This window comes from Rothia sp. HMSC071F11 (assembly GCF_001809115.1).
Lineage (GTDB): Bacteria > Actinomycetota > Actinomycetes > Actinomycetales > Micrococcaceae > Rothia > Rothia dentocariosa.
In genome coordinates this window covers 113,387-133,441 of the sequence record NZ_KV795741.1, presented here as the reverse complement: position 1 = coordinate 133,441, position 20,055 = coordinate 113,387, and the positions used below count along the sequence as shown (strand labels likewise).

Here is a 20,055-nt window from a genome sequence, read left to right as displayed (position 1 = left end):
AACCCGGTCGGGGTCGAGATGATGGGTAAAATCGATCAGGATAAGACGGTGTAGCCGGTCGCCTCGATAGCCCGGCGAACCATCTCCGGAGGTACGACACCGGTGACCGTGACGGTGGAAACACCACCAGCAGCGAGATCAACCTGGACGTCGTCGACCTGGGGGAGGGCCTGAAGGGCCTGGGTCACGCTTTTCGCGCAGTGCCCGCAGGTCAGGCCGGTGACCTGGTAGCTAGGGGAGGACCCTCCTGCTGACGAGTCGCTGGCGGCAGGGATGGAGGCGGTGTCGGCACGTGAGGCAGGTCCGCAACAGCTGCAGTCGTGGGAGGTCATCGGCAAGAGGCGGGGCGGGGAGGTGATCATGGGAAAGCTCCTACGGGTCGGTGGGATTCGGCGATGCTACTCTCCAGCATATACCCCCATGGGGTATATTTTCAAGGGGTGGAGGGCACGGCCCTCACGCGGGGCAGGGTGTGGTCACCGAGCAGCCTCCTCACTGTCGGGAGGGGACAGCGGGAGGCGGAGGGCAAACACCGCTCCGCGACCGGGCCCGGGGGAGGTGGCGGTGAGAGTGCCGCCGTGGGCCTCGATCAATGCCTTGGAGATGATCAGACCGATACCGGCCCCGCCGTTGTCCCGGCTGCGGACGGCATCCCCCCCGGTAGAAGCGTTCGAAGATGTGTCCGAGCTGGCCAGGTGGGATGCCCTCGCCGTCATCGGCGACGTGGATGAGCGCGGTGGACGCCCCCTGTCGGTAGACGCTGATCCGGACCTGCCCGCCGGCCGGGGTGTGCCGTAGCGCGTTCGACAGGAGATTGCTCATCACCTGGCCGAAGCGTTGCCGGTCCACGAGCACCCGGGCGGTGTCCGTAATAGTCTCGACCTGTAAATCGACGCCTTTGTCAGCATAAGCCCCCCGGCAGCAGCGGCGGTATGGAGCAGATCCCCGAACCCTTCCTCCGCCAGGTCCAAATCGATCCGGTGTTCCTGGGCCCGGGAGACATCGTCGATGTCTTCCATCAACCGGGTCAGGCGGGCGAGTTGGTCAGCCATGATCGTGTGGGTGGCATTATTCCAGTCCACGACCCCGTCCTGGAGACCATCGAGGTAGACCGTGAGCACCGATAAGGGGGTGCCCATTTCGTGGGCCAGATTAGAGAGCATCTGGCGGCGGACCTGTTCGGTGTGTTCCAGCCGGTCGGCCATAGTGTTGAAGGCATGCGCCAGGGTGGTGACCTCGGGGCCTGCTTCTCCGGCGGGCACGCGGATACGGTAGTTGCCGACCGTCAGGCTGGTAGCGGCGCGGGTGAGATCCTGCAGGGGGGTGCGCAGGCGACGCGATAACCACAGGCTGGCCAGCAGGGCGCTGATCAAGGCGGTGGGCAGGGCGACGGCCAGGGTGATCAGGTTGGCGTCCCGGTAGGCCTGCTCGGCATGGAACAGCTCCAGCGAGGGGTCCTCCCGGCCGGTCATCAACATATGATCATGGAACAGGGTCGGGCCCACCATCGTGGCCACGGCCGCGGCCATCAGCAGGCTAATCACCACGACCAACACCTGGGCGGCCAGGAAGCGGAAGGTCAGGCCGGGTCCGTGATTCATGGCTGCCCCACCCGGTAGCCCACGCCACGCACGGTGTCGATAAACCCCCGGCCCCGGGTGTCGGTGCCGAGCTTGCGACGCAAGTTGCCGATGTGGACATCGACGATGCGTTCATCACCGACCCAGGTGGTGTCCCAGACCTCGGTGACCAGGTCGTGGCGGGTCAGCACCTGGCCGGGGCGCAGGGCGAGGGCAACCAGCAGCTCGAACTCCGTGCGGGTGAGCTCCACGGTCGTCTCCCCCACCCGCACCTGATGGGCGACGGCTCCGTAGTGGCTGTTTCCCGTGATAAAACGTACAAAAACACAAATGTGGACTTCCGCATTGACCCCACCACCGGCGAGTACCAGAGCGCCAGCGTGGACGAATACCCCGGCAAGGAATCCGTGAATATTACTGCAAACACGCTCTCCCGGTTCAAGGCTGAAGATGCAGGTACCGCGCCCGGCGAAACCAAACGGATTATCGACCCTGCGTCCGCGCCTGAACAGACCCGCCTGGTAAGCGATAACACCAGTGAGGCGGCCACTGTTTCCGCCCCGAAGACCGTATATGCGGGGCAGAAGTTCACGATTGGAGGGTCTGACTGGACGTATGGAGAAGACTATCTTCCCTCGGATATTACCGTCACCCTGGATGACGGCAAGTCAAAGGTAAACGGGCAGGGTGAAATGACCTTCAAGCTCTCCGAGGAAGAGACGTCGTTCACCCGTGACATTGAGGTGCCCGCCAACTGGAAACCTGGTGAGGAACACAGCGTGACCATTTCTTCTGGCAAAACCAAAGGAGATAAGCAGCGCTCTCTCACCATAAAGTTCAAGGTCGAAGAGTACAACCCCAAGTACATTGACAGCTGCACCGTACCCACCCAGGATGCTGTGCAAGCCACCGAGGTTCCGTTCGCCGGGTACCCGAAAGTCGTCGGCGAGGTTCCCTCACTCAACCAACAGCCTGCCACCACAAAAGACTAACGGCAGATAACCAGCCCACGCGGTGCGCACAATGCTCCAGCTTGGCGCACAAAAACCGCAACGGCTGCACCTCTAACACTGCGCCCCCACCGGATATTTTCACCGGTGAGGGCGCAATACGTTTTAGCAAAGAGAATGTTCGCTCGGTTCCTGCGCACTCAACGGAACACGAGACTGACCGAGATTATCCCCGATATTCAGGCACGAGTGTCATCTCTGCCTTCTGGAACTTCTTCAAATCCAGGTAGCCGCAGTTCGCCATTGCGCGTTTGAGGGCGCCCACAATATTGCGGGTACCATCCACATGGTGCGAGGGCCCATACAGCACCTCTTCGAGAGTTCCAACCACGCCCAAGGGGGTGCGCACCCCACGCGGGAAGTCCCGCGAATGCGCCTCATTGCCCCAGTACCAGCCCTGGCCCGGCGCCTCAGATGCGCGCGCCAGGGGCGCGCCGATCATCACCGCATCCGCGCCCAGAGCCAGCGCCTTCACCAGATCACCGGAACGGCTGAGCCCGCCGTCGGCAATCACATGAACATATCGTCCGCCGGATTCGTCCAGGTAGTCCGAACGGGCCGCAGCAACATCGGCAATAGCGGTTGCCATCGGTGCGGAAATACCAAGCCCCTTACGGGTGGTCATCGCAGAACCGCCGCCGAACCCAACCAGAACACCGGCGGCACCGGTGCGCATCAGGTGCTTCGCCTGAGTGTACCCTGCCACGCCGCCGACCATAACAGGCACATCCAGCTCGTAAATGAATTTCTTGAGGTTCAGCGGTTCATGCGAGGTCGAAATATGCTCCGCAGAGACCGAAGCACCGCGAATCACGAAAAGATCGGCCCCAGCCTGCACCACCGTTTCGTAATGTTCTTGGGTGTTCTGCGGGGTAAGCGAGCCCGCCACAATAACACCCGAATCACGAATTTCTTCTAGGCGCGCGGTAATCAGCTCGGGCTTAATCGGCTCAGCGTAAATCTGCTGCATGCGCGTGGTAGCAGAGGCAGGATCAGCTTCGGGAAGCTCAGTAATTTCGTCTAGAAGCGGCTGCGGGTCCTCATAGCGAGTCCACAAGCCTTCTAGGTTGAGCACGCCTAAACCACCGAGCTTTCCGAGCGCAATCGCAGTCGCTGGAGACATCACAGAGTCCATCGGTGCGCCCACAATTGGGGTGTCAAATTTGAAGGCGTCAATCTGCCATGACGTATCGACATCGCGACGGTCACGGGTGCGGCGCGTCGGTGCCAGCGCCACATCGTCAAGCGCATAGGTGCGGCGGGCGCTCTTAGAGAGCCCAATCTGAATATCGGACATGTATGTTTCCCTTCGGAAGGTCTCTGACCGGTGTTTCTTGGCGCACGGCTGCCCCGCAAGACTACGCGCCTGATGCAGTATCTACTCTACTCGGCGTATAGCCCGTTCCGCCGCAGATTATTCAGAAATATCACAAAATGCACGACGGAATAGGTTCTCTAATGTTCGAGCCATACACACCGCTAAGCCGGTCAGCGGTGGTTAACGGCGGTAGTTAGGCGCCTCGACAGTCATCGTAATATCGTGCGGATGAGATTCTTTCAGACCCGCCGGGGTGATGCGCACAAACTTACCCTTGGTCTTAAGCTCCTCAATGGTGCGTGAACCCACGTAGAACATGGTCTGGCGCAGACCACCCTCAAGCTGATGCAGCACGGCAGAAAGCGGTCCGCGGAACGGAACCTGCCCCTCAATTCCCTCGGGAATCAGCTTCTCTTCGCTGGAAACATCTGCCTGGAAATAACGGTCTTTCGAGTATGATTTGTGGCGACCGCGGGTCTGCATAGCGCCCAGCGAGCCCATGCCGCGGTAGGCTTTGAACTGCTTACCGTTCATGAAAATCAGATCGCCGGGGGCCTCGGCGGTTCCCGCCAGAAGCGAGCCAAGCATCACGGAATCGGCGCCAGCAACCAGAGCCTTGCCGATCTCGCCGGAGTGCTGCATGCCGCCGTCGGCGATAAGCGGAACACCGGCGGGAATAGCTGCCTTCGCGGATTCGTTAATCGCGGTTACCTGGGGTACGCCCACACCCGCGATAATACGAGTGGTGCAAATTGATCCGGGACCCACGCCGACTTTCACGGCATCTGCGCCCGCATCAATAATGGCCTGAGCGCCTTCACGGGTTGCCGCCTGACCGCCAATCACATCGACATGTGCGGCTGCGGGATCTTTCTTCAGGCGGGAAATCATATCGAGCACGCCTTGGGAATGTCCGTTGGCGGTATCGACGAAGAGCGCATCCACTCCGGCCTCGACCAGGGCCATAGCGCGTTCGTAGCCGTCGCCGAAGAAACCGATAGCAGCGCCAACACGCAGGCGACCATCGTCATCCTTGGTGGCGCGCGGGTACTGTTCGGTCTTCACAAAGTCTTTGAGGGTAATCAGCCCGGCAAGTTTACCGGCCTCGTCAATGAGGGGCAAACGCTCGATTTTATTCTTCGAGAGCAGAGCGAAGGCTTCATCCTTCGTGAGGTTCGGTGAACCGGTAATGAGCGGCATCGGGGTCATAACATCACGCACGAGAGTGCTTTCATAGTCCGAGCGCGAGAGGTAGCGAATATCGCGGTTGGTAATAATACCTTCAAGTTTGCCATCTTCGGTGACCACCGGCAGACCCGAAACCTTGTAATAGCCGCACAGATTATCGTATTCGCCGATAGTTGCGTCAGCACCGATGGTGACGGGATTAATGATCATGCCCGATTCGGAGCGTTTCACGCGATCAACATGTGCTGCCTGATCCTCGATCGAAAGGTTGCGGTGGATCACGCCCATGCCGCCTAGGCGCGCCATCGAAATCGCCATCTGGGAATCAGTCACGGTATCCATCGCAGCGGAAATAATGGGGGTGCCCAGGGTAATACGCTTGGAGAGTCGAGTGCTGGTATCGGCATCGGAGGGAATAACATCGGTGTTGCCGGGTAGAAGCAACACGTCATCATAGGTCAGACCAGTGAAACCGAAGGGATCGTCGGTCAGGGCGGTGGGGACAGTCATGTTTAGCCTTTCAAATGCTGTACCGGATGTATAGATGTTGTGTAGCGAGTGGTGCCACCGGGTGTAAAACGTCGTATCTCTATGGTAAACGCTTACGTCTGCTTCGGGGTACACGGAGCGGTTCGGATGTGTGCCTTTCCTGCAAGGCCGCAGTATCCGGTTCGAGGCTGCGCTTGCGTTTATTTCAGGCCAGTCTGCATCAAGCCCCTACAGATAGTTGTTGCCCGGTTCAACGAGATTTTCTCTCCTCGAACCGGGCAACCCATCAATTATTCGTCTTCGTCCTCTTCTTCGGGCTTGGTAACCACCAGAGTCTCGGTCGTGAGTACCAAAGCCGCGATAGATGATGCATTCTGCAGCGCAGAGCGGGTGACCTTCACGGGGTCAATTACGCCCGCTTCGAACAGATCAACATACTCACCGGTTTTGGCGTTGTAACCGTGACCAACGGGCTGTTCGGCGACCTTTGCCGCCACCACATAGCCGTCGTCGCCAGCGTTTTCGGCAATCCAGCGCAGCGGCTGTACCAGGGCGCGGCGTACAATCTGCACACCTACGTTTGCGTCGTGGCTATCGAGTTCAAAACCGTCGAGCGCCTTGCTGGCGTGGATCAGTGCCGAACCGCCACCGGATACGATGCCTTCTTCAAGAGCCGCGCGGGTAGAAGACACAGCGTCTTCGATGCGGTGCTTACGTTCCTTAGCCTCAACCTCGGTTGCCGCGCCCACCTTGATCACGCCCACGCCACCGGCGAGCTTCGCCAGGCGTTCCTTGAGCTTTTCGCGATCCCACTCGGAATCGACGGCCTCGATCTCTCGGCGCAGCTGCTGCACACGGTCTTCAACCGCTTCCTTGCTGCCACCGCCGTCCACAATCGTGGTGGTGTTCTTGGTGACGGTCACGCGGCGCGCCGAACCGGTTTCTTCGAGAGTTGCCTGAGCCAGGTCAATACCCAGTTCGGGGGTAATCACGATGCTGCCGGTCAGAATGGCGAGATCCTGCATAATAGCCTTGCGGCGATCGCCGAACCCGGGAGCCTTAAGCGCCACAACGTCGAGAGTTCCGCGGAGCTTATTCACCACGAGGGTGGACAGTGCTTCACCATCAACGTCTTCGGCGATAATGGTCAGCGGTTTTTTCGCCTGTACGACCTTCTCCAGCAGAGGCATAATCTCGGCAACAGTGGAGATCTTACCCTGGTAGAGCAGAATGAGGCTATCTTCAAGAACCGCTTCGCCACGCTCGGCATCGGTCACGAACGAAGGCGAAAGGTAGCCCTTGTCGAACTGCATACCCTCGGTAATATCAAGCTCAATCTCAGTGGAGGAGCCGTCCTCGATAGTAATGACGCCGTCCTGACCGACCTTCTCAAAAGCAGATGCCAAAAGCTCGCCGATCTGGTCGGACTGAGCCGAAATAGCGGCAACATGCGCAACTTCCGGGCCCTGTACCTCGCGGGCATCCTGAAGCAGACGCTCGGAGACCTTCTCAACGGCGGCCTCAATGCCACGCTTCACCTCCGCAGGTGCCGCACCGCTTGTTACGTTGCGCAGTCCCTCATTCACGAGTGCCTGCGCCAGCACGGTTGCGGTAGTCGTACCGTCACCGGCAACGTCGTTAGTCTTGGTGGCTACCTCTTTAGCGAGCTGCGCGCCCAAGTTTTCATAGGGGTCTTCAAGCTCAACTTCGCGGGCGATCGAGACACCATCATTCGTGATAACCGGTGCACCCCACTGTTTATCGAGCACAACATTGCGCCCGCGTGGGCCGAGGGTAACCTTGACCGCATCGGCGAGTTTATCGACGCCGGCCTGCAGGGACTTACGGGCGGCATCGTTGAATTCAAGCTGTTTAGCCATGAATATTCGCTACTCCTTGAGGGTTGTGAGCGTTCGATATCGTAGAAGGCGCACGTGCGCCAAATCCAGGTCAGGTATAGCGGATGCGCCGCGCGAGAAACCGGCGGCGCATCCTGCATATATGCGAAATTAGTCGACGATCGCCAGAACGTCACGAGCGGAGAGAATCAGGTATTCCTCGCCCTGGTACTTGACCTCGGTACCGCCATAGCGGGAGAACACGACTACGTCACCTTCGGCGATATCGACGGGAACGCGGTTGCCCTTATCGTCCACACGACCGGGGCCCACAGCTACTACGCGAGCCTCCTGCGGCTTCTCCTTTGCAGTTTCGGGAATAACCAGACCGGATGCGGTGGTCTGCTCAGCCTGCTCTAGTTTGACAACTACTCGGTCTTCGAGGGGCTTAATAGCCATAGGTATGCTCCTTTTTAGTCAGCGTTTTTAAAAATTTGTGAAGCGGTTTAGCCCTAGTGCCTGGGCGTTTAGCACTGCACCGCTTCGAGTGCTAAATTCAACTTTAGAATCCCGGCGGCACCCGGTCAAGAATGCGCGCCGTTTCGAGGGCGGCGTTTCGCGCACAGGATAATACGCGAGCGCCCCGTGAACCTGCCGCAGCATCCAAGCCTTCTGCATATGCTCATGCCACTACACTTAAGCCTATGGTTGATTTTGTGCCCCCGCCGCCGTTTGCATTGCCGCCCGAGCTGCCTTTTACCCGGCAGGCGTTAGATGCCGCGGATGCGCTTTTCCCCTATAGTCAAGAGCACTCGCTCGAACAGGTTACGCGGCTGCGGGCGCAGGGGTTCACGCCCGATGAGACCGCCAATATCCTCAGCCTTGTTAAGGCGCGCACTCGGGCGCTGTCAAAGTTCGGCGATAGGGCGCGCACTATGTTTTTGACCGAGCACGGCGCGCAGCAGGCGACTCGACCGATTGTTGCTGCCGAGCATGCGGCCGTGTTTGCCCGTGCCGGGGTTCGTTCGGTTGCCGATTTGGGATGCGGTATTGGCGCGGATTCGTTGGAGTTCGCGCGCGCATCCTTAGCGACTGTTTCTGTGGAGCTTGACCCGTTGACGGCATCTTTTGCTGCCGCAAATCTGGCGGATTTTTCGGGTTCACGGGTTGTGGTCGGTGATGTGACGAATTTTAACCCCGAGAGTTTTCGTGATGGCAACGGCAAGGTCGTGCAGGGCATATGGCTTGATCCGGCCAGACGTGATCTGACCGGAGTCGTAAAATCCCGTACAGAACGTATTTTTGATCCCGAAGCCTATTCTCCCCCGCTTTCGTTCGTAGTGGATCTGGCCAGAACTGGCATGCCGATGGGTGTCAAACTTGGTCCGGGGATGCCGCATGAGGCTATTGCGCGCCCCGAGGATATTCGTAGCGAGGCGAACCCCCATCCGCGTGTCACGGCGCAGTGGGTTGAGCATGAGGGTTCTCTCGTGGAGTTAGTGCTTTGGTTTAATGCTTTGGCTCAGGAGGGCGTTGCACGCACGGTCACGGTGCTGCGGCAGGAGGCGACGGGACAGGCTGAAGACAAGGGCCTGCGCATTCACAAAACCACGCTGAGGAGTCCCTATTCTGCGGAACAAGTAACCCCTGTTGATGAAAAGCAAACCCGGTTCCCCTCCCCCGGTGAGTACCTCTATGAGCCTTCCGGCGCGGTAGTGCGGGCGCATCTGGTGCAGGAGTTAGCCCAAGAGCTTGGGGCGAACCTGATTGATCCGCACCTGGCGTACCTCACGGCGGCAAAAGCTGTTCAGAGTCCGCTGGCACAGTGTTATGAGGTTCTTGAGGAAATCCCGGTGCATGAGAAACAGCTCAAAAAGTGGGTGCGCGAGCGCGGTTTTACGGCTTTGACGATCAAGAAACGCGGTGTTGATCTGGTGCCCGAGAAATTGCGTGCGACCCTGCTGGCAGGCGGTGCGGGCAAGAAATCAGGTAAGAAGGCCGCGAAGAATCAGGGCTATAACCCGGCGACTTTAGTGTTTACTCGAGTGGGGTCTGGGCAGCGGGCGCGGCGCATCGGGTGGCATGTGCGACCTGTAGATTTTTCTGATGCAGCGCAAGTCTCCGCCTCGGACACTAAGAGTTCTCTGGTCTAGCGGGTTTATGTGGGCGGCGTATCTACAAAACTATGATGACGGTGTGTGACGTTTTATGTCAGATACTTCATGTTCGTGTCGTATTTAGTTCATACGCACTCGAAAAAGCGTTGTTGTGGTCACCAACACCGTAGAATAAATGCAGTCACCCTAAGAAGGAGAGAGTTTTGATTCCGTTCGCTTCCTCGGCGCAATCCACTCTAGGCGTAGAGTGGGAGATCGCGCTGATTGACCAGCATACCGGAGAGCTGGTAGCGCGCGCTCAAGAGGTACTTACCCGTGTGGGCGAACGTTATCCTGAACTTTTGGAACCTTCCCTGGATCATGCTCATGTGACGGGCGAATTTTTGGAAAATACGCTTGAGATTATTACCGGCGTGTGTACTACAGTGCCGCAGGCGTGCCAGCAGTTGATCTCGGTGACCGATAAGATCCGTGAGGTTACTGATGAGCTGGGGCTTGATTTTTATGCGGCGGGCACGCACCCTACGGCGCATTGGCAGAAACAGCAGGTATCTGCGAAGAAACGGTACCAGCGTGTGGTGGGTCGCGGCCAGTACTGGGGTAGGCACATGGTTATTTTTGGCGTGCATGTGCATGTGGGCGTCGATTCACGCGATAAGGTTTTGCCTCTCGTGGATGCGCTCACCAACTATTGCGCGCATCTGCTGGGGCTTTCGGTGTCTTCGCCCTACTGGGACAGCGTGGATACCGGGTATGGTTCGCACCGCACGATGCTGTATCAGCAGCTGCCTTCAAATGGTCTGCCTTTCCATTTTGAAAATTGGCAGGAGTACAGCGACTATTTGCATGCGTTGGTGAAGACGGGCGCTATTTTAGAGGTCAGCGAGGACCGTTGGGATGTGCGCCCGGTTCCCCGCTACGGCACCTTAGAGATGCGGTACTGCGACGGCCTTCCGTCGATTCGTGATGTGGCGGCGGTTACGGCGCTCACCCAATGTTTAGTGGAGTTTTTTTCGCGCAAAATTGAGGCTGGCGAGAAGATTGAGGTGTTAAACCCTTGGCATGCGCAGGAGAATAAATGGCGTGCCGCCCGCTATGGTTTAGACACCGAGATTATTGTGTCTAACGAGCCGCAGGTGCGCCCGCTGCGCGAGGATATTGAGCTTCTTGTTACTCAGCTAGAGGATGTTGCCCGGGATTTGGATTGTTTGCCGGAGCTGCAGCATGTAAGGAATATGCTGACGGAGGGCACTGGCGCCGACCGGCAGCGCGCTATCTACGAGAAAACTGGCTCTTTCCACGAGGTTATTCGAGATGTCGCGCTCCAGTCACGGGCGCGTCCCATCCGCTAGGGGCCGATAAAGTTCCAGCCCGCTCCCCCGAATTTTCTCAGGAGGTGGGCTGACGGTTCCCTCTAGTCTAAGCAAATGCTCTAGAAACACACCGTCGTGACCGGCAGCGAAGAATCGGTCGTAAAATCGATTCCCGAAGGTTCATACCCGGCCTCGACAAGGCGTGCCCCAAGCGCCGCCACCATTGCACCATTATCGGTACACAGCGTAAACTTCGGGATAATGAGGCGCACCCCAGCTGAAGTGCATCGTGCCGAAAGCAGCTCACGCAGCCGCGAATTTGCCGCAACGCCGCCGCCGAGTAAGAGGGTGTGCAGTCCCTGTTCCCGGCAGGCCAGCACGGCTTTCTTCGTGATAACATCGACAACCGCTTCCTGGAAAGATGCCGCAATATCGGCGACCGGAACCTCTTCACCGCGTGCCTCGAAGCCTTCAATCACACGCGCTACGGCTGTCTTGAGCCCTGAAAACGAGAAATTATACCGGTGTGCCCCCGGGGCTTCGGCGGTACCCATGAACTTACGGTTTGACAACCCGCGTGGGAAAACAAACGCCTTAGCATTCCCCGTGCGCGCGGCGCGGTCAATAGCGGGGCCTCCCGGGTAATCGAGTCCCAGTAAACGAGCGACTTTATCGTAGGCCTCACCGGCGGCATCATCAAGGGTGGCTCCGAGCAGACGAACATCCTGAGTAATATCGCGTACCTGCAGAATTTCGGTGTGACCACCAGAAACCAGCAGTGCCCCGAGCCCGCCATCTCGCGCGTGTTCAAGCAGCGCCGAGCCGTCTTCGGTACCGTTATCGTCGAGCAGCCCCACGCCTACATGCGCCACCAGGTGGTTAATGCCGTAGAGCGGCTTTCCGGTAGCGGTAGCCAGCGCCTTCGCGGCAGAAACACCGACCATGAGTGCCCCGGCGAGCCCGGGACCGGCGGTGACGGCAATCGCGTCTATATCGTCGAGGGTCACGTGAGCGTCTGCAAGTGCGGCTTCGAGAGCGGGAATCATGGCATCAAGATGAGCCCGCGAAGCAATTTCGGGAATCACCCCACCGAACCGCACGTGCTCTTCCATAGAGGATGAAATCGTGTTGGTGAGCAGACGGGTGCCGCGTACAATGCCGATCCCGGTCTCATCGCAGGATGATTCGATACCTAATACAAGCGGTTCGGCTGCGGCAGAAAGTGTTTTTTCAGTCATCATTTCTTAGGTAGTTTCCGTTGTTGTGGAGGCATCGGCGGCGAAGTCCTTGAGCATGATCAGCGCATCCGTGCCGTCGTCATAATAGCCGGGCCGTGTGTGAATATGCGTGTATCCGGTGCGCAGGTAGAGGTTCTGGGCTCGGGGATTATCGGCCCGCACCTCCAAAAGGATGCGCTGCGCCCCTAAATCCTGTGCCCGGCGGTGCATTGTGGCGAGCATGGCTCTTCCGTATCCGTTGCCTTCGTACTCGGGCAGCACGGCGATGGTCTGCACATCGGCGGTGTCTGCCACCGTCATAACCCCGCAGTATCCGATAATATTCGGAGCGTTCTTTTCATCGGGGTTTTCCTGGGGATTTTCACCGGAATGCGCCCGCTCAAGTACGTAATAGGTGCGGGTGGGGTGGGTTGTTTCGGCGAGGAACATATCAAGGTTCCAGGCGTCGAGGGGGAAGAGCTCTTGTTCGAGGGTGAACAGATGCGGTACATCGTTGATATCGGCGCGGCGCAGGCGGGCGCCGTGGGCGAGCGCACCGGGAAGTTCTGGATGCTGAAGTTTCGAGTGCATATTTACGCCCCCCTATCCCTTAGACGATACGGGTTCTCCCGAAGCGCACTGGCTCTGCCGCGCAAGCATGGCGGCTGGAACCTTCGCGTCCGAGTCACGCAGGTAGAGGGCGCGGGTGTCGGTGCTAAGATTTTTTATACCCAAGCGCGCGGCGGCACGCACGAGGTCGCTTGCGTTGGGGTGCAGCTGCGATAATTCGGAAGAAATTTGCGCCCCCGATTGTTCCAGTTGTTCGCGGTAAAGCTCGGCACCGTAACCGTAGGCACGATAACCTGCGGTATTCTGTCCAGAAACGCTGCCGGGTGCAGGCATACTTTCGTTTGCGGGTGCCACCTGCGGACCGGTTTTTATCGTGTATCCGTTCTCGGTAACGGTGAAAATTGCAGAGTAGATTTCGCGGCGGCGCGCATCGGAGGCTACCAGAATCTCGGTCATCTGGGCGGCTTTGCCCTGGAAATCCTGAACGAATGCTCGCTCTGCCAGGGCTGTTAGACTCATAAGCCCGTAAACGGGTTTGTTCCAGGCAAATCCAAGAGTTCGGGCGGTGACGATTCCGGCACGCAGTCCGGTGAAAGGGCCCGGCCCGGTCCCGGTGAGAATCGCATCCACGTTCTGTCCGTTTACCTGTGCTTTGTCGAGTACCTGGGCTACGAAGGGCGACATCACTTCGGCGTGTGAACGTGTATCGGCGCTTTCGCGGGCGGCGAGAATAGTTGCGGTTGAACCGGGATTTTCGCCGTCGAGGCGCGCCAAAGCCACGGATGCGGTGGCTGATGAATCTAGAGCAAGTATGAGCACCCTATCATTCTAACGTGCTGCCTGTACCCACTATTGTGACGGGTTCTCGCTTCATAAATACCCCAAGGCAGGCTCATGAGGTGCGCTTCCGTTCGCTCCCGGCAACTCTTAAAACAGGTTACTCGCCGCCGAGTTTGAGCATGGCGGCTTCAAGACTTCGATACGCTTCGCCTTCCCACCGTGGTCCATAAGCGGTAATGCGCAGCAGCCGCGGTTCTGAGGCATCAGCGCTCTCGTCCTCGCGGTCGTCGAGCGCATCCCAGTCGAACTCCCCTTCCCCTGTGGGCGAGTAGTTCTCGGCGGCGTAGGCGATGGAGGCGTCCGCGCCGGTGAGTCGCGTGAAGTCTAGTTCCAGGCGGGAATCGCTCAGATGCTCGGCTTTACCGCGTCCCCATTCGATGACGGTCACGGATTTTTCCAGCGAGAATTCTAGATCGAGGTCGTCTAATTCTTCGGCGCTAGAGAGCCGGTATGCGTCCACGTGCACGAGATCGGGCCCGCCTGGGCGGGTGCCGTCCAGTAGATTAGGATGCACCCGCGAGAGCACAAAAGTTGGTGAAATAACGCCCTCACGCACTCCAAGCCCCTCGCCTAGGGCGCGGGTGAAAGTGGTCTTCCCGGCACCAAGCTCTCCCGAGAGCAAGAGCAAGTCCCCGGCGGTGAGCAACGGTGCAAGCGCGTGCGCCGCCGCGCGGGTATGCGCAAGATCGGCAAGATCAACTTCTAAAACGGGATGTGCGTGCATGGGCTTCTTTCCGGGGAACGGTACGGGTTAAACAGGGATGCGAAGACTCGAACTCACATATCGTTAGACGGTTTCCGGTGTCTGTTCATCGTCGAGACCGAAGAGGGATCCCAAGGCATGCAGACCATCTACTTCGCGTTCCACCCAGGCGCCACCGCGGTAGATGCGTATCACGCGCGGGGAAATACGAGTCACAATCTCGTAGTTAATGGTCTGCGCTGCAGCGGCCCATTCTTCAACGGGAGGGTTATCTCCCGAGCCGAAAAGTACGGCGGAACCGCCGAGAATACCGCGCGCAGGATCGGCGAGTCCGGGTTCTTCCAAATCAACCACGAGCTGATCCATAGCAATCCTGCCCACGACACGGTACGTGCGTGGTTCCACGGGGTTTGCGGCATCGGCACGCGGGTAAATACGGACCGGCGCCCCCTCAGCGATGCGCGGCACGCCATCGGCGTATCCGAGCGGAATGAGGGCCAGCGTGGTGGGCTTATCGGTGCTGTACCGCAACCCGTATGAGACCCCCTGCCCGGCGGGTACTTCTTTGACATTGCACACATGGGTTCCCAGGGTCATAACGGGCCGCAGATTTAGGTCTTTGGAGCTCACACCCGCGAGCGGGGAAAGACCGTAGAGGGCGATTCCGCAGCGTACCGCATCGGCAAGAACTGCCTCGTTCGTGTTATATAGGGGGCTCGCGCCGGTGATCGTTCCCGGGGAGTTCGCCAGGTGAACAAGCTCGGGGGTGAGACCCGCGCTGCGGGCGACGGTTACGAATTCGTTGAGTCGGGTGATCTGCCGTGCGGTCTCGGGGCGTTCGGGTTCATCGGCAACCGCCAGATGCGAGAAAATGCCCTCAATGCGCACCAGCCCTGCGGCTTCAAGTTCAAGGGCGCGCGCCACTAGCGCGGGCCAGTCCTCAAAGGTGGAGCCGTTACGCCCAAGCCCCGTGTCTACTTTCAGATGTACACGAGCACGCTTCTTGGTGCGATTGGCAGCTTCTGCTATTGCTTCTAAGTCCCAGCCGGAGGCACCCAGGATAATATCTGCTTCGAGTGCTTCGTCGAAGTCCGTCTGCGGGGTGTGCAGCCAAGCTATAATCGGGGCGGTAATACCCTCTGAGCGCAATTCCAGGGCTTCGGTCACATGCACAACGCCCAGAATATCGGCACCGGCTTCGAGTACTGACCGTGCCACGGGGTAGGCGCCGTGACCGTAGGCATCCGCCTTCACCACGGCAATGAGTTTACGTTCGCCGATCATATCTTTGAGCACGCGCGTATTGTGCTCAAGAGCATTAAGGTCGATGATAGCGGTTCGCTCCGCCTCACCGGGCTGCAGGTTCGGGGTGTAGAGGGGACGTGTGGGAACAGTCATTTCTATATACCTCCGGTACTCGGTGAACGCGGGGAGCGTCTAGTTACACTCATTCTAGCCCGTCTTTTCATGTATTTTCGCTCTTCTTATCCCGGTTTAGGGAGCGTTCATCAACAGTTCATGTTCTTACTGTGCGAATGCGCCTCTTCGATACCGTCGAGGCTTACACGTTCACCCTTAGACTCACTCGGCTTGCAGAACGCGCTGTCTTATAAAACTGCGCGTTAGACTAGGATGGTGAAGATTCCCGAGAGCTCGCAGTCCCGCTTGCCCCAGCCTGTTGTGCATGTCTATTCTCTGCATACCGATCCTTTTGCGCAGCCCGGTCGCGGCGATGCCGGGGGCATGAACGTTTATATTGCGCGTTCGATTGCGGCTATGCTGGCGGCAGACGATACTTTGCGCGTCGAGGTTTTCACGCTTCTTACCGATCCCGATTGTGAGCATGCAAAGCCCGGGGTACAGGTTCCGACTCTTCTCAACTCGTATCGTGATCGAGTGCGGGTGCATCAGGTGTTGATTCCGCAGGCTTTAGGTGCTCGCAAAAATCAACTTGCTGAGTTTACAACCGAATTTGCGGCGCAATGCGTCTCATTAGCGTGCTGGCATCCGCAGGTTATTCATGCACATTATTGGCTTTCGGGCGTCGCTGCGCTGGGGGCTGCCCAGACCTACGCTGCCGAAGGAACAGTTGTTCCCGTAGTATTTACCCCTCATACGACCGCCGCAGCGAAGGATGCGCGCCGCTCCCCCGACGAGCCCGAAGAACCACACGCACGTTATGAAAGTGAGCATCGAGTTCTTGAACATGCCGCTTTGACGATCGTCAATACTTCTCTTGAAGGGCAGCAGCTGCAGGACTACTATGGGGCAGATTCCGCACGCATGCGTGTGATTGCGCCGGGGGTTGATACCGGTATTTTTCACCCACTGCCGGGGGTGCACGCCGAACATGAGGGTTCGGATACGCACGCTCGGGTGGTTTTTGCTGGGCGTCCTCAGCCGTTAAAGGGACCTCATATTTTGGTAGAGGCCCTTGCGCTTCTTCCCGCGGATCTGCATGTTGAACTGGATATTATCGGCAAGTCTTCTTCCGGATACGAATTAGATCTTCTTGCCCGTGCCCGCGATTTAGGCATCGCCGATCGGGTGCATCTGCGCAGTCCGGTTCCTGCCGATATTCTTGCCGATATTTTTCGCCGCGCCGATATTGTGGCTTCTCCTTCCTCGTCTGAATCTTTTGGGCTAGTGGCTTTGGAGGCGCAGGCTTCGGGGGCTGCGGTACTTGCTACCGATGCGGATGGGTTGCGTTTCGCTATCGAGAACCATAAAACGGGGTTGCTTGTGGCGCCGCGTACCCCGCAGCGTTGGGCGGTTGCGATCGAGCGGCTGGTGCGTGCCCCACGTCTGCGCTTAACACTGGGGGCGAATGCGGCAGCTCGTGCACGTTCTTTCAGTTGGGAAGCGACCGCCCGAAAAACCTTGTGCGTCTATTCCGAGGCGATAACCGGTCGTCATTTAGCACAAGAGCGGGCCGAGGGTTCCGCATAGTTTATTGCCGAATTACTCTGCTCTTCCCCAAAAACCTGTAGAACGCACCACAGCACGGTCTCGAAAGTTGTTCAAGCGGCTACACTTGACGTATGAGTTTTGCAATGACGCGCGACGAGTTTGCCGCTTATCTTGATTCTGCCCGCATCACGGGCGATGTTGCTACACCGCGCGAGAATAACCTTTCGCATATTCAAGGGTTTCTCGATCACAATGAGCACCTCGAGTTCGGAGTTACATGGTCGAAGGATTGGACCTATGACGAAGTTTTTGAGGTCATGGTACGCCGTGTTGGACTGAACCCCGACCGCTCGCATGTTCAGGGGCAAGATACGATTGGTGCCGCCCAGTGCATTGATGCTCTCGAAGAGTATGCCCGTATTTTTGGCGATGCGGTACGCGCCCGCCAAAAGATCCTGTTCGCCACCGGCCATCCCGCCGGGCTTTTCCCCATTTATGCTGAGCTGGCGCGCGTCGCCGAACGCGCCGGGGCCACGGTGCTGCGTATTGAGCAGGGTGAGCGGTTTTTGGACGGCGATATTCGCCAGATCATGGGTGTGGTGATGTTTGAGCAGTACGGGAATCTGCAGCATACGCATTTCCCGGGGCCGATGCGCATCGCCCTCGCCCAGCTTCGTGAGCGCGGCGAGCTGCCCGATCTTGTGGTTTCCGATCACGGGATGGCGGGGTATGCGGCATCGCAGCAGAAGCTGCTGACGCTCGGTATTGCCGACTGTAACGACCCGGGATTGTTTATTGCCGCAGAGCAGGGTGATTTACCGGTGTGTGTTCCGATGGATGATAATGTTCCGCCGAATCGTTACGAACCGCTGATTGATTTTTTGGTGAATCACGCCTCATTGAAACAATTTCGGTAAAACTTTTAGGCTATGGTTTTTTATTCTTTCAAGGTATTTTATTAGTTTACGGGCATTAAAACTCTCTGACTAGTATATTTATTAAAGCTATTTACAATAGTAAACATCCACATTAACCTTTAATAATCGTGTCTTCAACACCTTTATGGCACATTAAGGTGATTGAATTCACTCTTTATCCTTGAAGTTTAGACAACCATTCAGAAGGACTAAACTCCTGGTTTAACCGTAAAATATAAGGACTGAGTAGTTTTGAAGAACTATCGTGAGAATCAGCTAAAGGCCAGGTTTCTCTTCCGGACCGCCTCGGGACCTCAAAGCTGGTTCTTGTTCTCTCTACTTCTCGCTCACACACATCATTCATCTGTATTCCGATTGACCACCGGGCTGCGGGTCTCAAACTCGAGCATTCCGCGCATACACCGATATGCGCGCTCACCACGACCGGGGAAGATAACTTCATTGAAAGCAAAAGAAAGACTCAAAAAAGTTTGGGGCACCACATATGTCGCCAAACGTGAGTGGCATCCACAGGTTTTGAAATCTCTTTACCTGGGCGACTTGATTGCCATTGCCATCTCTATTTTTGCTGCGCACTTTATTCGCTTCGGCTTCGTAAACGCGGATTTACCGCCTGTGAATGTCTGGCCGCTTAACCTGCTCGATCCTTCCGTCGCACCCATCGACTATATCTTCCTCGATATCGGAATGATCATAATCTGGTGGCTGACTCTGCAAGTCAACGGCTCACGAAATATTCGCGTTCTAGGAATGGGAACCGACGAATACCGTATGGTCACACGCGGCAGCACTTACTTTTTCTGCACACTCGTGATAGTGGCGTTCTTTCTCAAAATCGACCTGACCCGCATGTACCTGCTCATCGCCTACCCGTTGGGTTTAGGACTCATCATGATAGAGCGCTGGCTACTGCGCCAAAGACTAGTACAGAAACGTTTGCAAGGGTATTCGCTAACCCGCGTCATGATTATTTCCGACGTTCCCACCGGTAAACATCTGTATAAGAGCCTCTCCGGCGCCGTCGCATCGGGGCTTTCACCAGCTGCGTTTTACCTGCCGGGAATCTACGCCGGTACCACGATTGCAGACGTCGATCTGCCCATTCTGGGTTACTCCACGAACCCTGACGATATTATGCAGGCCGTGCAGGAAAACAATATTCAGATGGTCGCCATCTCGAACGGGCATCAGCTGACCCCGGAACAGATGCGGATGCTCGGCTGGCGTCTCGCGGATGCGCACATCGCCCTGATTATGGCTCCCGCAACCACCGATATTGCAGGGCCTCGCATGCATATTCAGCCGCTCAACGGGCTACCGCTCGTGCACGTTTCTACTCCGCATATTACGGGTATCGCTGCACTGGCGAAACGCTCCCTGGATGTGCTCGCCTCTGGACTGGGGCTTCTCGTGCTTTCCCCTGTTTTCTTGGTGGTAGGTATCCTTATCAGACGCGACGGCGGACCTGCATTCTTCTTCCAAGAGCGCGTAGGAATGAACGGCGATGTTTTTCGCATGGTCAAATTCCGGTCGATGCGCACCGACGCCGAAGAGATAAAAGCACAGCTTATGGAACAGAACGAAGGCAACGGGGTGCTCTTTAAGATGGTGAATGACCCACGCATCACCCCAATCGGCCGGTTTATTCGCAAGTTCTCCATTGATGAGCTACCGCAGCTCTGGAATGTTTTTATTGGCGACATGTCCCTGGTGGGCCCTCGGCCCCCGCTGGCGGAAGAGGTAGACCTATATGAGGATATTATGTACCGCCGCCTGCTCGTCAAACCCGGGATTACCGGGCTCTGGCAGGTCTCTGGCAGAAGCGATCTCTCCTGGGATGAATCGGTACGTCTTGACCTGTACTACGTCGAAAACTGGTCTATGACAACCGACTTTATTATCCTGCTGCGCACGGTACGAGCAGTCTTCGCCAAGGAAGGCGCCTACTAATTTTCGTGCCCGACTATGCCAAGGTCGGTATAGTCCAATACAGCGGTGGGGCGTGACATCATGTCACGCCCCAC

16 protein-coding genes and 2 pseudogenes are annotated in these 20,055 nt (G+C 57.6%); 6 read left to right on the top strand and 12 right to left on the bottom strand.

The window, feature by feature from the left end; all coding sequences use genetic code 11:
- Positions 1-35: 35 nt before the first annotated feature.
- The 3 genes and pseudogenes from HMPREF2554_RS03635 to HMPREF2554_RS03625 form a co-directional block, all read right to left on the bottom strand.
- Complete coding sequence (locus tag HMPREF2554_RS03635) at positions 36-362, bottom strand: heavy-metal-associated domain-containing protein (protein WP_041321526.1); 327 nt, start codon at positions 360-362, stop codon at positions 36-38.
- 114 nt (positions 363-476) lie between these two features.
- Positions 477-1,601 (bottom strand): annotated as a pseudogene (locus tag HMPREF2554_RS03630) (sensor histidine kinase).
- Positions 1,598-1,867 (bottom strand): annotated as a pseudogene (locus tag HMPREF2554_RS03625) (winged helix-turn-helix domain-containing protein); the annotation flags it as partial. The pseudogenes HMPREF2554_RS03625 and HMPREF2554_RS03630, both read right to left, overlap by 4 nt.
- Before the next feature lie 6 nt (positions 1,868-1,873).
- Here HMPREF2554_RS03625 and HMPREF2554_RS11535 point away from each other — a divergent pair.
- Entirely contained in the window at positions 1,874-2,572 is a 699-nt protein-coding gene (locus HMPREF2554_RS11535) for a hypothetical protein (RefSeq protein ID WP_168160868.1), read from the top strand.
- 184 nt (positions 2,573-2,756) lie between these two features.
- On the opposite strand, the gene HMPREF2554_RS03615 is transcribed toward HMPREF2554_RS11535, so the two are convergent.
- The 4 genes from HMPREF2554_RS03615 to groES form a co-directional block, all read right to left on the bottom strand.
- Positions 2,757-3,887: a GuaB3 family IMP dehydrogenase-related protein gene (locus HMPREF2554_RS03615; RefSeq protein ID WP_013397582.1), complete on the bottom strand. Its 1,131-nt coding sequence runs from the start codon at positions 3,885-3,887 to the stop codon at positions 2,757-2,759.
- 201 nt (positions 3,888-4,088) lie between these two features.
- Positions 4,089-5,606: an IMP dehydrogenase gene (gene guaB, locus HMPREF2554_RS03610; RefSeq protein ID WP_013397583.1), complete on the bottom strand. Its 1,518-nt coding sequence runs from the start codon at positions 5,604-5,606 to the stop codon at positions 4,089-4,091.
- A gap of 269 nt (positions 5,607-5,875) precedes the next feature.
- Complete coding sequence (groL, locus tag HMPREF2554_RS03605) at positions 5,876-7,465, bottom strand: chaperonin GroEL (RefSeq protein WP_013397584.1); 1,590 nt, start codon at positions 7,463-7,465, stop codon at positions 5,876-5,878.
- A gap of 129 nt (positions 7,466-7,594) precedes the next feature.
- Positions 7,595-7,882 (bottom strand): co-chaperone GroES, encoded by a 288-nt coding sequence (groES, locus tag HMPREF2554_RS03600; RefSeq protein ID WP_004005229.1) that lies wholly within the window; start codon positions 7,880-7,882, stop codon positions 7,595-7,597.
- Between the two features lie 245 nt (positions 7,883-8,127).
- On the opposite strand from groES, the gene HMPREF2554_RS03595 reads away from it, so the two are divergent.
- Both HMPREF2554_RS03595 and HMPREF2554_RS03590 read left to right on the top strand, forming a co-directional pair.
- Positions 8,128-9,576 (top strand): class I SAM-dependent methyltransferase, encoded by a 1,449-nt coding sequence (locus HMPREF2554_RS03595; protein WP_013397586.1) that lies wholly within the window; start codon positions 8,128-8,130, stop codon positions 9,574-9,576.
- A 167-nt stretch (positions 9,577-9,743) separates the two neighbouring features.
- Positions 9,744-10,892, top strand: a complete 1,149-nt coding sequence (locus HMPREF2554_RS03590) for a glutamate--cysteine ligase (RefSeq protein ID WP_013397587.1) — start codon at positions 9,744-9,746, stop codon at positions 10,890-10,892.
- Positions 10,893-10,972: 80 nt separating this feature from the next.
- Here HMPREF2554_RS03590 and tsaD read toward each other — a convergent pair whose 3' ends face one another.
- The 5 genes from tsaD to alr form a co-directional block, all read right to left on the bottom strand.
- Complete coding sequence (gene tsaD, locus HMPREF2554_RS03585; RefSeq protein WP_041321842.1) at positions 10,973-12,091, bottom strand: tRNA (adenosine(37)-N6)-threonylcarbamoyltransferase complex transferase subunit TsaD; 1,119 nt, start codon at positions 12,089-12,091, stop codon at positions 10,973-10,975.
- A 6-nt stretch (positions 12,092-12,097) separates the two neighbouring features.
- Positions 12,098-12,661 carry a ribosomal protein S18-alanine N-acetyltransferase gene (gene rimI / locus HMPREF2554_RS03580; protein ID WP_013397589.1) on the bottom strand — a complete coding sequence of 188 codons (564 nt, stop codon included), beginning with the start codon at positions 12,659-12,661 and terminating at the stop codon, positions 12,098-12,100.
- Positions 12,662-12,673: 12 nt separating this feature from the next.
- A complete protein-coding gene (gene tsaB / locus HMPREF2554_RS03575; protein ID WP_013397590.1) occupies positions 12,674-13,459 on the bottom strand; it encodes a tRNA (adenosine(37)-N6)-threonylcarbamoyltransferase complex dimerization subunit type 1 TsaB in 786 nt (261 codons plus the stop codon).
- A 118-nt stretch (positions 13,460-13,577) separates the two neighbouring features.
- Positions 13,578-14,204: a tRNA (adenosine(37)-N6)-threonylcarbamoyltransferase complex ATPase subunit type 1 TsaE gene (gene tsaE, locus HMPREF2554_RS03570; RefSeq protein WP_013397591.1), complete on the bottom strand. Its 627-nt coding sequence runs from the start codon at positions 14,202-14,204 to the stop codon at positions 13,578-13,580.
- A gap of 63 nt (positions 14,205-14,267) precedes the next feature.
- Entirely contained in the window at positions 14,268-15,581 is a 1,314-nt protein-coding gene (alr, locus tag HMPREF2554_RS03565) for an alanine racemase (RefSeq protein WP_013397592.1), read from the bottom strand.
- A gap of 234 nt (positions 15,582-15,815) precedes the next feature.
- Here alr and HMPREF2554_RS03560 point away from each other — a divergent pair, with 234 nt between their 5' ends.
- The 3 genes from HMPREF2554_RS03560 to HMPREF2554_RS03550 all read left to right on the top strand — a co-directional run bounded on the left by HMPREF2554_RS03560 (position 15,816) and on the right by HMPREF2554_RS03550 (position 19,981).
- Complete coding sequence (locus tag HMPREF2554_RS03560; protein ID WP_013397593.1) at positions 15,816-17,132, top strand: glycosyltransferase; 1,317 nt, start codon at positions 15,816-15,818, stop codon at positions 17,130-17,132.
- A 92-nt stretch (positions 17,133-17,224) separates the two neighbouring features.
- On the top strand, positions 17,225-18,010 hold the full coding sequence (locus HMPREF2554_RS03555) for a phosphatase (protein ID WP_013397594.1): 786 nt from the start codon (positions 17,225-17,227) through the stop codon (positions 18,008-18,010).
- Between the two features lie 462 nt (positions 18,011-18,472).
- Positions 18,473-19,981 (top strand): sugar transferase, encoded by a 1,509-nt coding sequence (locus HMPREF2554_RS03550; RefSeq protein WP_070554039.1) that lies wholly within the window; start codon positions 18,473-18,475, stop codon positions 19,979-19,981.
- Positions 19,982-20,055 lie beyond the last annotated feature (74 nt).